The 11,575-nt window shown below is 70.2% G+C and carries 14 protein-coding genes; 7 read left to right on the forward strand and 7 right to left on the reverse strand.

All coding sequences use genetic code 11. The features are described 5' to 3' along the window. Window positions 1-39 precede the first annotated feature (39 nt). From AB4112_RS04300 to AB4112_RS04310, 3 genes are read right to left on the reverse strand one after another with little or no spacing between them, the layout of a single operon-like run. Window positions 40-480 (reverse strand): SRPBCC family protein, encoded by a 441-nt coding sequence (locus AB4112_RS04300; protein ID WP_309794142.1) that lies wholly within the window; start codon window positions 478-480, stop codon window positions 40-42. A 29-nt stretch (window positions 481-509) separates the two neighbouring features. Continuing rightward, entirely contained in the window at window positions 510-1,340 is an 831-nt protein-coding gene (locus tag AB4112_RS04305) for a phosphoenolpyruvate hydrolase family protein (RefSeq protein ID WP_309794140.1), read from the reverse strand. Window positions 1,341-1,362: 22 nt separating this feature from the next. Next, the gene (locus tag AB4112_RS04310) at window positions 1,363-2,571 is read right to left on the reverse strand and encodes a Tm-1-like ATP-binding domain-containing protein (protein ID WP_309794139.1); all 1,209 of its coding nucleotides are present in this window, start codon (window positions 2,569-2,571) and stop codon (window positions 1,363-1,365) included. 184 nt (window positions 2,572-2,755) lie between these two features. Here AB4112_RS04310 and AB4112_RS04315 point away from each other — a divergent pair, with 184 nt between their 5' ends. The 4 genes from AB4112_RS04315 (at window position 2,756) to AB4112_RS04330 (ending at window position 5,371) form a co-directional block, all read left to right on the forward strand. Beyond that, window positions 2,756-3,163, forward strand: coding sequence for a VOC family protein (locus AB4112_RS04315; protein ID WP_309794138.1), 408 nt, complete (start codon window positions 2,756-2,758; stop codon window positions 3,161-3,163). Between the two features lie 10 nt (window positions 3,164-3,173). After that, a complete protein-coding gene (locus AB4112_RS04320; RefSeq protein ID WP_309794136.1) occupies window positions 3,174-3,773 on the forward strand; it encodes a hypothetical protein in 600 nt (199 codons plus the stop codon). Window positions 3,774-3,971: 198 nt separating this feature from the next. Continuing rightward, entirely contained in the window at window positions 3,972-5,054 is a 1,083-nt protein-coding gene (locus tag AB4112_RS04325; RefSeq protein WP_309794134.1) for a WD40/YVTN/BNR-like repeat-containing protein, read from the forward strand. Window positions 5,055-5,056: 2 nt separating this feature from the next. Next, on the forward strand, window positions 5,057-5,371 hold the full coding sequence (locus AB4112_RS04330) for a MoaD/ThiS family protein (RefSeq protein WP_309794132.1): 315 nt from the start codon (window positions 5,057-5,059) through the stop codon (window positions 5,369-5,371). Window positions 5,372-5,626: 255 nt separating this feature from the next. On the opposite strand, the gene AB4112_RS04335 is transcribed toward AB4112_RS04330, so the two are convergent. The 3 genes from AB4112_RS04335 to AB4112_RS04345 form a co-directional block, all read right to left on the reverse strand. After that, a complete protein-coding gene (locus AB4112_RS04335) occupies window positions 5,627-6,805 on the reverse strand; it encodes an MFS transporter (protein WP_309794130.1) in 1,179 nt (392 codons plus the stop codon). 92 nt (window positions 6,806-6,897) lie between these two features. Beyond that, entirely contained in the window at window positions 6,898-7,464 is a 567-nt protein-coding gene (locus tag AB4112_RS04340) for a helix-turn-helix domain-containing protein (protein WP_309794129.1), read from the reverse strand. A 167-nt stretch (window positions 7,465-7,631) separates the two neighbouring features. Further along, window positions 7,632-8,273: an HD domain-containing protein gene (locus AB4112_RS04345; protein WP_309794128.1), complete on the reverse strand. Its 642-nt coding sequence runs from the start codon at window positions 8,271-8,273 to the stop codon at window positions 7,632-7,634. A 169-nt stretch (window positions 8,274-8,442) separates the two neighbouring features. Here AB4112_RS04345 and AB4112_RS04350 point away from each other — a divergent pair, with 169 nt between their 5' ends. Beyond that, window positions 8,443-9,426 (forward strand): GlxA family transcriptional regulator, encoded by a 984-nt coding sequence (locus AB4112_RS04350; protein ID WP_309794126.1) that lies wholly within the window; start codon window positions 8,443-8,445, stop codon window positions 9,424-9,426. 72 nt (window positions 9,427-9,498) lie between these two features. Further along, window positions 9,499-10,224 carry a glutathione S-transferase family protein gene (locus AB4112_RS04355; protein ID WP_309794125.1) on the forward strand — a complete coding sequence of 242 codons (726 nt, stop codon included), beginning with the start codon at window positions 9,499-9,501 and terminating at the stop codon, window positions 10,222-10,224. A gap of 75 nt (window positions 10,225-10,299) precedes the next feature. Here the strand turns inward: AB4112_RS04355 and AB4112_RS04360 are convergent, their stop codons facing one another. Further along, window positions 10,300-11,217, reverse strand: coding sequence for a LysR family transcriptional regulator (locus AB4112_RS04360; RefSeq protein WP_309794123.1), 918 nt, complete (start codon window positions 11,215-11,217; stop codon window positions 10,300-10,302). Window positions 11,218-11,333: 116 nt separating this feature from the next. Between AB4112_RS04360 and AB4112_RS04365 the strand changes: the two genes are divergently transcribed. Then, window positions 11,334-11,549 carry a hypothetical protein gene (locus tag AB4112_RS04365; protein WP_309794121.1) on the forward strand — a complete coding sequence of 72 codons (216 nt, stop codon included), beginning with the start codon at window positions 11,334-11,336 and terminating at the stop codon, window positions 11,547-11,549. Window positions 11,550-11,575 lie beyond the last annotated feature (26 nt).

An 11,575-nucleotide genomic window follows, 5' to 3' on the forward strand; every position in this document is an offset into this window, starting at 1 on the left:
CCAGGATTCGGATGACCCTAACGCACCGAATTTATCCCGTCAGCCGCCGAAGCGCTGCTTCAGCGAGTCGAAGCCGGCCTGGAACACGCCCTGGCCGATCAGCTTGCGCATCGCCGCCTCGTTCTCCGCCGTGACGTCGAATTCGGCGGTCCATTCGGCGAAGCTGCGGTTGCCGTCGGTGACCGGGACCAGACGCAGCGTGGCGACGTAGTTCTCGACCGGCATCGGCGCGGACAGGATCGCATAGGTCACGGAATGGTCGGAATCGGAGAGGGTCAGCAGCCGCTCGCGGACGGTGCCGCCATTGTCGGCCAGCTCCATGCTGCGGACGCAGCCGATGCGGTCGGACGGGCCGCCATTCTCGACCTTGCTGCTGGCGATGACAGGATGCCAGCCGGGCATGGCATTGAAATCGCGGACGGTCTTCCAAACGGTCTCGACCGGGGCGTTGATCACGCTGCTGGTGGTCACTCGGATCATGGTCGCGTCTCCCTGGGGGTGGCTGGGGGTCAGAACGTCACCTGCTTGAAGGCGCGGGTCTGCGCCGTCAGCGCCTGCTCGGTTGGCAGCCGCTCCATCGAGCTGGCGCCGTAGAAGCCGTGGCAGCGCCGGCAGCGCTGCAGCACATAGGCCGCGTCGGCGGGCGACGAGATCGGCCCGCCATGGCACAGCACGATGATGTCCGGCCGCACCGCCAGCGCCGCCTCGGCCCATTCGTCGACCAGCGCCACGCAGTCGTCGAGCGTCTTCGCCGTTTCGGCCCCGATCGACCCGCCGGTGGTCAGGCCCATATGCGGCACGATGATGTCGGCGCCGGCCTCGGCCATCGCCACCGCCTCCGCGGCGGAGAACACATAGGGCGTGGTCAGCAGGTCCAGGGCATGGGCGCGGGCGATCATCTCGACCTCCAGCCCATAGCCCATGCCGGTCTCCTCCAGGTTCTGGCGGAACAGGCCGTCGATCAGCCCGACGGTCGGGAAGTTCTGCACCCCGGCGAAGCCCATCGCCTTCAGCTCGGCCAGGAAAGGATCGGTCAGCATGAACGGGTCGGTGCCGTTGACCCCGGCGAGCACGGGGGTCTTCTTCACCACCGGCAGCACCTCGCGCGCCATCTCGACCACGATCTCGTTGGCGTTGCCATAGGCCAGCAGCCCGGCCAGCGACCCGCGCCCGGCCATGCGGTAGCGGCCGGAATTGTAGATCACGATCAGGTCGATGCCGCCGGCCTCCTCGCATTTGGCGGACAGGCCGGTGCCGGCGCCGCCGCCGACGATCGGCTCCCGCCGCTCCACCATGCCGCGGAACTTGGCCAGGAGGTCGGCGCGGGCGAAACGGGTCATTCCAGGATTCCTCGGACGTCGGTCAATGGGCCACCAGCGCCCGGAACTCGCGCACCAGGGCGGCGGCGAATTCGGGGGCGTTGATGGCATGGGGCAGGCGGATCAGCCGGCGGTTCGGGGTCTGGCGCACCGTCGCCTCCAGCGCCTGGAACAGCGCCGCATCGGCGGCCGGGTCGTGGAAGGGCAGGCCGGGCGCGTCGATCACCGACACCCCGCCCTCCGGGATCAGGAAGCGGACCGGCCCGTCCATCCGGTTCAGCTTGGCGCCGATCCAGCGGCCCATCTCGGCATTCTCCGCCGCGGTGGTCCGCATCAGCGTCACCTGCGGGTTGTGGACGTAGAGGGTGCGGTTCAGGAACCGCTCCGGCACCGTCTCCATCGCCCCGAAATTCACCATGTCGAGCGCGCCGCAGGAGGCGACATAGGGGATGCGGGTGCGGATGATGCTGTCGAAGCGGTCCTCGCCGCACGGGAACACGCCGCCGAACAGCAGGTCGCACACCTCCGTCGTGGTGATGTCGATGACGCCGCCGATCAGGCCGGACTCGACCAGCTTCTCCATCGACTGCCCGCCGGTGCCGGTGGCGTGGAACACCAGGCAGTCGTAATCCGCCTCCAGGGCGCGGCTGACCTGCTCGACGCAGGGGGTGGTGACGCCGAACATGGTCAGGCCCAGCGCCGGCTTGTCGGCTTCACTCTTGGGCGCCGGGTGGGCCACCATCCCGGCCAGGGCGTGGGCGGCGTTGCCCAGCACGGCGCGCGAGATGCGGTTGATCCCGGACACGTCGGTCACCGAATACATCATCATGATGTCCGCCGGCCCGACATAGGGCGCGACATTGCCCGAGGCGACGGTCGAGACCATGATCTTGGGAACGCCGACCGGCAGGTCGCGCATCGCCGGGGTGATCAGCGCCGTGCCGCCGGACCCGCCCAGGCCGATGACGCCGCCGATGTCGGACCGGCTGGCCAGGAAGCCGCGCAGCGCCTGGGCCATGGCGGCGACCGCCTGGCCGCGATCGTCGCTGAACACGGCCTCGGGCCCGTCGGGATGATGCCGCGCCACTTCCTGCGCCGACACGTCGGGGCGGGGGACATCGGCCGCGATCTCGCCCGGCCGGGTGCCGACATCGACCAGCACCGCCTCGACCCCACGGGCCTCGATCAGCGCCTGGACATGGGCCAGCTCGCGCCCTTTGGTGTCGCAGGTCCCGACGACATAGGCCTTCATGGCACGTCCTTCCCCGATAGCGGTCTGCTGCCGCCATGCCGATTCTTATCCCCGTTTGTCGCGCCGCCACGGGGGCGGACGCAAGGGGTCGCAGGGAGGAGATGCGCTTCCGGCTTCTTTCGTCCGACAATCCGGGTCTATGCTTGGGGCAACGACTCAAGGCATCCGGCCGGGGAGACCGCCCATGACCACGCTGACGCGCCTGGACCACGTCAACATCTGGACCGCCGACCTGAAGCGGCTGATCGGCTTCTACCGCGATGTGCTCGGCCTCGAGCCGGGGCCGCGGCCGGACTTCCCGTTCGGCGGCGCCTGGCTGTATCTCGGCGCCCAGGCGGTGGTGCATCTGGTCGAGGTCAAGAAGGCGCTGCATCCCGGCGAGGTGCAGCTGTCGCATTTCGCCTTCCAGAGCAGCGGCAAGCTCGAGGATTTCCTGGCCGAGATGAAGCGCCACGGCATCGAGACCGAACTCGGGCGGCCGCCGCGCTCCGGCCTGGTCCAGGTCAATTTCCACGACCCCGACGGCAACCACATCCATGTCGACTTCTTCGACGGCAGCACGCCCGACCTGGTGCCGTACCGCGAGGCCTGACCGCGCCGTCATGCTGAAACCGATCGCGTTCGCTGGCCTGCTGGGCGTCCTGGCGGCGCCGGCCGGCTTCGCCGCCCAGGGGCAGGAGACGCTGGTCTTCGTCCGCCATGGCGAGAAGCCGGCGCAGGAGATCGGGCAGCTCGACTGCCAGGGGCTGAACCGCGCCCTGGCGCTGCCCGACGCGCTGGCCCGCTTCGGCAAGCCGGATTTCATCTTCGCCCCTGACCCCAGCGTGCAGATCGGCGACAAGGGCGGCCCGAAGCAGAACTACTTCCGGCCGCTGGCGACGATCCTGCCGACCGCGATCCGCCTGGGCCTGCCGATCGACATCCGCTTCGGCTACAACGACATCTCGGGGCTGGAGGGTGAGTTGCTGGGCCCGAAATACCGGGATGCGCTGGTCTTCGTCGCCTGGGAGCACAAGGAGCTCGACAAGCTGGTCCGCGCCATCGTCGAGGACAAGGGCGGCGACCTCGGCGTGGTGCCGAAATGGCCGGGCGACGACTTCGACAGCATCTTCGTGGTCACCATCGGCCCGGACGGCACGCCGGTCGGCTTCCGCCACGAACAGGAAGGCATCACCGGCCTCAGCGACTCCTGTCCGAAGTGAAAGTAGGTGCTGCTGAACGGCGCCAAGACGGTGGTGTCCGCTGACGTCCGCTCCGCGCCGTCTTCCGAGGCCCGCCTGACCCCGTCCGGCGCTGCGTTTGACAGCGCCGCGCCGGTGTTTTAACTTAACTCTAAAGTTAAGTGTCGGCGCCCGCGATCCTGGTCGCAGGGCCGGCTCGGCAGGTCGGGGGAGGCGGTGATGGCACAGAAGGTCGTCGTCCTGGTCGGCACCAAGAAGGGTGCGTTCGTGGCCGAAAGCGACGCCGTCAGGCGGTCGTGGCGGCTGCGCGGCCCGTTCTGCGAGACCTGGCCGATGAACCATGTCGTCGCCGATCCCGCGACCGGCACGATCTATGGCGGCGGCGGCAACGAATGGTTCGGCCCGGCGGTCTGGAAATCCACCGATCTCGGCGAAAGCTGGACCCATTCCAGCGACGGCCTGTCCTATCCCGCGGGCGAGGAGCCGATCAAGGCGGTGTGGAGCCTGGCGGCGGGCGACGGCTGCCTCTATGCCGGGGTGCAGCCGGCCGGCCTGTTCCGCAGCGACGACGGTGGCCAGTCCTGGACCCATGTCGAGGGCCTGCAGCAGCATCCCTCGCGGCCGGAATGGAACCCGGGCGGGGCGGGGCTGATCCTGCATTCGCTGGTGCCGCATCCGCGCGACCCGGGGCAGATCTGGGTCGGCATCTCCGCCGCCGGGGTGTTCCACACCGGCGACGGCGGCAAGACCTGGGAGACCCGCAACCGCGGCACCCGCGCCGACTTCATGCCCGAGGACCAGCGCTATCCCGAATTCGGGCAGTGCGTGCACTGCCTGGTGATGGCGCCGGGCCAGCCCGACCGGCTGTACCAGCAGAACCATTGCGGCATGTACCGCAGCGACGATGGCGGCCGGCGCTGGAACAGCATCGAGGCCGGGCTGCCCTCCAGCTTCGGCTTCCCGGCCGCGGCGCATCCGCGCGATGCCGACACGCTGTTCCTGCTGCCGCTGAACGGCGACACCAAGGGCCGCTTCGTGCCCGACGGCCGCGCCGCGGTGTGGCGGACGCGGGACGGCGGCGCCCACTGGCAGGCGCTGCGCCAGGGGCTGCCGCAGGAGAACGCCTATTTCGGCGTGCTGCGCCAGGCCATGGCCACCGACCGGCTGGACCCCGTCGGGGTCTATTTCGGCACCTCGGGCGGCGCCCTGTTCGCCAGCGCCGACGAGGGCGAGAACTGGGATTGCGTCGCCCAGCACCTGCCGACGATCCTGTCGGTCGAGACGCTGGTGGTGGACGGTTAGCCATGGCCGACGGACAGGTCGCAGACAGAACAAGACTGGAGGCGACGGCCGCGCCGGTGGTGGTCCGGCTGCCGGCGGTCCTGACCATCCTGTTCCCCGGGGCCGAGCGGCGGGTGGACCTGCGCGCCGGCACCGTCGCCGCGATGATCGACGGGCTCGATCAACGCTGGCCGGGGATGGGCGACCGCATCCGCGATTCCCGCCCGGCGATCCGGCGCCACATCAACATCTATGTCGGCGGCCGCCGCGCCACGCTCGACACGCCGCTGGCGCCCGGCGCCGAGGTGATCGTGCTGACCGCGATCAGCGGGGGCTGAGGTCCCGGCTGACCGATCCGATGCGTTGTTGAAGCGTCACGTTCACTGTCATCCTCGGGCTTGACCCATCCCTACTTTGTCATGCCACGGCTTGACCGTGGCATCCAGGGGCGGCCAGAGCGGCTCTTGGTGGTCCCTGGATTGCCCGGTCAAGCCGGGCAATGACACTAAAAGTTGAGCGCCGTACCTCCACCACATCCGGGAAAGCTCAGCCGGACACTTCGGACCTGACCCAGCAATGACAGGTCGGGGCGATCAGCGGCGGCTGACCGACCAGGTGGCGTGCGCCTGGGCCGCCATGGCCAGCAGCGCCAGGCACAGCAGCGACGCCGCCAGCCCGGCCCCGGCCGCCGCCGTCCAGCCCCATTGGGTCGCGGCACCGGCCAGGAGAGGCGGGCCCAGCAGCGAGCCGGAGGCGCCGCCCTGGGCCAGCAGGCCGTTCGCGGTCGCCATGTCGCCGCGCGGGCCCACCACCTCCGGCAGCCGGGCGAAGACCACGGCGGGGACCACGCCGGACAGGGCGTTCAGCGCGATCGCCGCGGCCGCCGGCCAGGCCCAGGCCTCGTCGAGCGGCGCGAAGACCAGGAACAGCAGCAGCGCCGGCACGGCGATGCCGACCGCCATCAGCCCGCCGGTCGGCCGGCTGCCGCGCATCCACCAGGCGGCCAGGATGCCGCCCAGCACGGTGGCGCCCGCTGCCGCGCCGGTGACCAGGCCGGCGGTGGACGGCGCCAGTCCGTAGCGCCCGGCGAAGTAGGAGGGCAGCACCGCCAGCATGCCGACCTCGAACACCGTGTAGCAGGCGAAGCCGAGCGCCAGCAGCCAGGCGCCGGCCGGGGCCTGCAGGGGATGCAGGCCGTCGCTGCGGGCGCCATCGCGCGGGGCGGGCAGGCGCCAGGCCGGCACCAGCAGCAGGGCGGTGATGACGCCGCTGCCCAGCAGCACCATCCGCCACGGCACCAGGTCGGCGGCGGCGCCGGCCAGCACGCTGCCGCAGGCGAAGCCGACCGGGAAGAAGGTGCTCCACAGCGCCAGCGCCGTGGCCCGCTGGGCGGTCGAGGCCACCGCGACCACCAGGGTCGGGGCGGCGACCACCAGCGCCAGATAGGCCGCGGCCTCGACCAGCCGCCACAGGTACAGGCCGGCCGCGGCCGAGGTCGCGCTCATCCCGGCGCTGGCGACGGCCAGCAGCAGGAGGCCGGCCAGCAGGGCTTTGCGCGGCCCGGCGCGCCGCACGGCGAGGCCGGCGAACAGCCCCAGCGTGGCGCCGCCGATCTCGATCAGCGACACCAGCAGCGCCGCGGTGGTGAGGTCGAGCGACAGGTCGTGCCGCATCAGCGGCAGCAGCGCCGACATCTTGCCCAGCTGGGCCGAGGCCAGCACGCCGGCGATGTAGATCACGACGATCGGCAGCCAGGCGCTTCGGGACGGCATGGTCGCTCCAGGGTCAGGAATGGCCCGATCCTAGCGACGCGTTCGTGGAGGCGGCGGAATAAGATATTCAGGATCGGCTCAGAGACCGTCTCTCAGGCGATGGTCTCGGCCAGGCGGACGAAGGCGCCGTCGGAGAGCTGGAACCGGGTCCAGCGCAACCGGCCCGGGCGGATCGGCACGATCGGGGAATCGTTGGCGCCGGTCGCGACCTCGATCGCCGGGGGATCGGGCTCGAACCAGCCATGGTCGGACAGGGCCTGTTCGGCGGCGGCGATCTCGGGCGTGGCGTAGGGCCACAGCGAGACGCCGATCAGCTCCGGCGTGCGCAGGCCCCAGTCGCGGCTGCGCTGCGGCGACGCCGCCAGCAGCCGGTGGGTCAGGTCGCAGACCAGATGGGCGGTGCCGCCCGAGCTGGCGACCAGGCGGGCCAAAGCGTGGTCCGCGGCGCTGTCCAGCCGGGCCGCCATCAGCCGCCGCAGCAGTGCCTGCTCGTCGATCGTCGGGACCTGGGTCCCGGCCTCCCAGCGCGACACCATCGCCTGGGACACACGCAGCAGCTCGGCGGCGTGGTTCTGCTTCACCCGCCGCAGCGCCCGCCATTGGCGAAGCGACCGGCCGAGCCGGTCGGCAGGGCAGATGCTGTATCCGGACGCGGTCATGATCCCGCAAGGATGGGCCGCCGGGCGCATGCCTGCAAGGTTCTTCGGCATTCCCTCATCGTCATTGCGAGGAGGCGAAGCCGACGAAGCAATCCATGGTCCCGCACGAGTGGCCCGATGGATTGCTTCGCTGCGCTCGCAATGACGATTGGAGAGCGAGCGACCCCTCAGCTGTCCCAATCCGAGTTCAGGATGAGGTCGGTGAAGTTGACGCGCTGGTAGCTGGGGTCGCGCAGCGCCAGGACGTCGGCCTTCACATTGCCGAAGGTGGTGTGCGGCTTGTGGATGGTGCCGTGGGCGAAGGCGTCGATGATGCCGTTCTTGAAGCCGTCGCCGCGCGGATGGGCGTTCACCACCTGGCGGCGCTGCTCCTGCGTGAAGTCGTGGAAGGCGAGGCCCAGCACGTCCATCTCGACCCCCGCCGTCACCAGCGCCACCACCGGGTGCTTGTGCTCGGGGATGCCGGGGGTGGTGTGCAGCGCGATCGAATCCCACACCAGGTCGATGTCGGCGTGGCCGATGCCGTGGCGCTGCAGGAAGTCGCGGGCGACATTGGCGCCGTCGACCTCGAAGCGCAGGTCCTTGCTGGAATAGGCGTCGACCAGGCCCATGTCGTGGAACATCGCGCCGGCATAGAGCAGTTCGGGGTCGAACTTTAGCCCCTTGCGCTGCCCGGTGAGGGCGCCGAACAGGTAGACCCGGGTCGAGTGGTGGAACAGCAGGTCGCTTTCGGTGTCGCGGACCAGCTGGGTGATCTCCCGCGCCATGGCGCTGTCGGGGATGCGGATGCCGGCGATATCATCGGTCATGGTCTTGGCTCCTGGTCGGGGTGGGGTCGTGTCTCTGATGTGCGCCCCGGGGCGGCCCGCCTCAACGCGGCGGGGGCGGCGCTTCCTGCCAAAGGCACGCGCAAATCGGACATTGCCGCCGGGGCTGCGGCCATGGGATGGGTCGAGGTGACCATAGGGAGAGTCAGGGATGCCGGTGCGCACCGTCGCGGTCGCCATCTTTCCCGGCGTGCAGGCGCTGGATGTCGCCGGGCCGGTCGACGTCTTCGCCGAGGCCAACGGCCTCATCGCCGCCGCGGACCGCTACGAGACCCTGCTGGTCGCGGCGGACACCGCGCCGCTGCGGGCCTCGAACGGCATGCAGATGATCGCCGACCGCAGCTTCGGCGAGGCCGACGGCCCCTACGCCATGGTGCTGGTCGCCGGCGGGCCGGGGCTGCCCGAGGGAGCGCCCGACCCGCGCCTGTCGCGCTGGCTGGCCGCCGCCGCGCCGCGGGCGGAGCTGCACGGGTCGATCTGCACCGGCGCCTTCGCCTTCGGCCATGCCGGCCTGCTGGACGGAAGGCGGGTGACGACGCATTGGCAGAACGCCCCGCGCCTGGCCCAGCTGTTCCCCAAGGCGCAGGTCGATTTCGATCGGATCTATCTGCGCGACGGGGCGCTGGTGACCTCGGCCGGGGTCACCGCCGGGATCGACCTGGCGCTGGCCCTGGTGAAGGAGCATCACGGTCCCGCGGTGGCGCTGGCGGTCGCCAAGCGGCTGGTGGTGGTGGCGCAGCGCCAGGGCGGCCAGTCGCAGTTCAGCCCGTTCCTGACCGTGCCGGCCGATGACGGGTCGCCGATCGCCCGGGCGCAGGCCCATGTCATGGAGCATATCGGGGCCGACATCACGGTCGACGCCCTGGCCGAGGTGGCGGGCATGAGCGCGCGCAACCTGGCCCGGCTGTTCGTGAACGAGACCGGGGTGACGCCGCACGAGTTCGTCGAGCGCGCCCGGGTCGACGCCGCCCGCAACCTGCTGGAGGGCAGCGACCGCGCCCTCAAGGCCGTGGCCTATGATTGCGGCTTCGGCAGCCCGGACCGCATGCGCATCGTCTTCGCCAAGCGCCTCGGCGTCACCCCGGCCCAGTACCGCGCCAGCTTCCGCGTGCGCGGCCGCGGGCTGAAGGGGTAGGGCGGGGCCCACCAAAGCCCGGCTGACCAAACGCCCGGAGTCGGTTACGCTGAGCCAGTCCGGAGAGACGCCATGATCACTCTTTTTTCCTACCCCGAACTTTTCGGCGTCGCCGACAACAATGGCTACGGGCTCAAGGTATTTGCGTTCCTCAAATTGACGGGCCTGCCATTCGTCCATCAACACATTTTCGACGCCTCGGCCGCCCCGCGCGGGCAACTTCCCTACATCATCGACGAAGGCGAGGCGATCGGTGACAGCGACGCGATCATCGGGCACCTTATTCGCAAATATGGTCTGGCCATCGATGATGGGCTAAGCGACACGCAGCGCGACACGGGCCATCTGATCACGCGCATGCTCGACGATCTCTATTGGGTCATGTCCTATTCACGCTGGAAGGATGAGCAGTTTTGGCCGGCCTTCCGCGATGCGCTGCGCCGGGAGCATCCGATCCTGACGGAAGACGGGCTGCGCAAGGCGCAGGAATTCAATTCTCAGCGCTACTATTACCAAGGTATCGGCCGCTATGCTCCGGCTGCCGCCTATGCGCGTGGGCTTGCGGATCTTCGGGTGCTGGCAAACCTCATTCCGGCGACCGACTACCTGTATGGGCCGAAGCCGACCAGCATCGACGCCGGTATCTACGGCTTCATCGCCAATATCTACTTCTACCCGATCGATACACCGCTCAAGCAGTTCGTCGCCTCGCATGCCAATCTCGTTCGCCATTGCACTGCAATCCACGCCGCCGTCAGCTCAACTGCCCAACACGCGGAGCCCATATCCGACCCATGATCGACCGGGTCGAGGTCGACGACGACGAAATCCGTAACGGCTCGAACCGAGCCCCACGCCGATAGCGCTCCGAACCTACGCGGCCGGGCCTGTCCCTGGCCCGAACTCCCCACCGCCCCAGCGCTCGGCCAGGAAATCGACGAACAGCCGGATCTTCGGCGACAGCAGCCGGTTCGGCAGGAACAGGGCCTGGACCGGCGTCGACGGCCGCTCATAGCCGGTCAGCACCGGCACCAGGCGGCCGGCGGCGACGGCATCGGCCAGCTGCCAGGACGGGGCCCGCACCAGCCCGGCGCCGCCCAGCGCCGCCGCCACCACCGCATCCAGGCTGTTGGCGCGGATCCGGGAGGATACCGGGACCATCACCCGCCCCTCCGGCATCTGGAACGGCCAGGACGCGGCACCGGGCGCCTCGGCGAAGACCAGGCAGTCATGCCCGGCCAGGTCCGCGGGCGTGGCCGGCGCGCCGCGGCGGGCGAGATAGCCGGGCGCGGCGCAGACCTGCATGCGCAGGGTGCCCAGCCGGCGCGCGATCAGGCTCGAATCCGGCTGCCGGCCGATGCGGATCGCCACGTCGATCCCGTCCTCCACCAGATTGACCGGACGATCGGTCAATGTAAGGTCGACATCCAGGCGGGGATGGCGCCCCAGGATCTCCGGCAGCAGCGGCGCCAGCCGCAGCCGGCCGATCAGCGTCGGCGCCCCGACATGCAGCCGGCCGGCCGGTTCGGCCTGCTGAGCGGCCAGGGCCTGCTCCGCCTCCTCGACCTCGGCCAGGATGCGCCGGGCCTGGGCGTGGTACAGGCGGCCCTCCTCGGTCAGGGCCAGCCGCCGGGTGGTGCGCACCACCAGCTGGGTGCCCAGCCGCTGTTCCAGCGCCGTGATCTGGCGGCTGACCGAGGTCAGCGACAGGCCGAGCCCGCGCGCCGCCGCCGACAGGCTGTCGGACTCGGCCACCTTCACGAACACCGCCATCGCCTCGAACCGGTCCATGCGGGCGCTCATCCTTGCGGAATGCGGAAGGATGATAGACGAACCGGATCGATACCGGCAATTCGCGTGGAGGCGATAGACTTCAGGCAGGCGCAGCTGTCCCGGAGGATCTCACCATGGCCTCGTCGTCCCGCCTCACCGATCCGGCAGATGGGTCTTCACTGGCCTGCGTCTGCGGCGTGGCGGCGACCGGCCTGGCCGCAGGGCTTGTGGCGGCGTTCGGGCCGCCGGGCAGCGACCTGGCGGTGGCGCAAGCGCTGTTCGTCCTCCCGGGCGCCGCCGCCGCGGTCGGCCTGGGCTTCGGCCTCGCCATGCTGCTGGCGCGGCGCTGAGGCCCGGCGCCGCCGGTGGTTTGAAG

The organism is Inquilinus sp. 2KB_23 (assembly GCF_052115705.1).
Lineage (GTDB): Bacteria > Pseudomonadota > Alphaproteobacteria > DSM-16000 > Inquilinaceae > Inquilinus > Inquilinus ginsengisoli_A.

Bases quoted from the DNA above. Each gene is read 5' to 3' on its own strand.
- AB4112_RS04345 (WP_309794128.1), bottom strand. From the start codon at position 8,273: ATGACCGATGATATCGCCGGCATCCGCATCCCCGACAGCGCCATGGCG.
- AB4112_RS04365 (WP_309794121.1), top strand. From the start codon at position 11,334: ATGGCCTCGTCGTCCCGCCTCACCGATCCGGCAGATGGGTCTTCACTG.
- AB4112_RS04355 (WP_309794125.1), top strand. From the start codon at position 9,499: ATGATCACTCTTTTTTCCTACCCCGAACTTTTCGGCGTCGCCGACAAC.
- AB4112_RS04350 (WP_309794126.1), top strand. From the start codon at position 8,443: ATGCCGGTGCGCACCGTCGCGGTCGCCATCTTTCCCGGCGTGCAGGCG.
- AB4112_RS04305 (WP_309794140.1), bottom strand. From the start codon at position 1,340: ATGACCCGTTTCGCCCGCGCCGACCTCCTGGCCAAGTTCCGCGGCATG.
- AB4112_RS04330 (WP_309794132.1), top strand. From the start codon at position 5,057: ATGGCCGACGGACAGGTCGCAGACAGAACAAGACTGGAGGCGACGGCC.
- AB4112_RS04335 (WP_309794130.1), bottom strand. From the start codon at position 6,805: ATGCCGTCCCGAAGCGCCTGGCTGCCGATCGTCGTGATCTACATCGCC.
- AB4112_RS04310 (WP_309794139.1), bottom strand. From the start codon at position 2,571: ATGAAGGCCTATGTCGTCGGGACCTGCGACACCAAAGGGCGCGAGCTG.
- AB4112_RS04325 (WP_309794134.1), top strand. From the start codon at position 3,972: ATGGCACAGAAGGTCGTCGTCCTGGTCGGCACCAAGAAGGGTGCGTTC.
- AB4112_RS04300 (WP_309794142.1), bottom strand. From the start codon at position 480: ATGATCCGAGTGACCACCAGCAGCGTGATCAACGCCCCGGTCGAGACC.
- AB4112_RS04320 (WP_309794136.1), top strand. From the start codon at position 3,174: ATGCTGAAACCGATCGCGTTCGCTGGCCTGCTGGGCGTCCTGGCGGCG.
- AB4112_RS04340 (WP_309794129.1), bottom strand. From the start codon at position 7,464: ATGACCGCGTCCGGATACAGCATCTGCCCTGCCGACCGGCTCGGCCGG.
- AB4112_RS04360 (WP_309794123.1), bottom strand. From the start codon at position 11,217: ATGGACCGGTTCGAGGCGATGGCGGTGTTCGTGAAGGTGGCCGAGTCC.
- AB4112_RS04315 (WP_309794138.1), top strand. From the start codon at position 2,756: ATGACCACGCTGACGCGCCTGGACCACGTCAACATCTGGACCGCCGAC.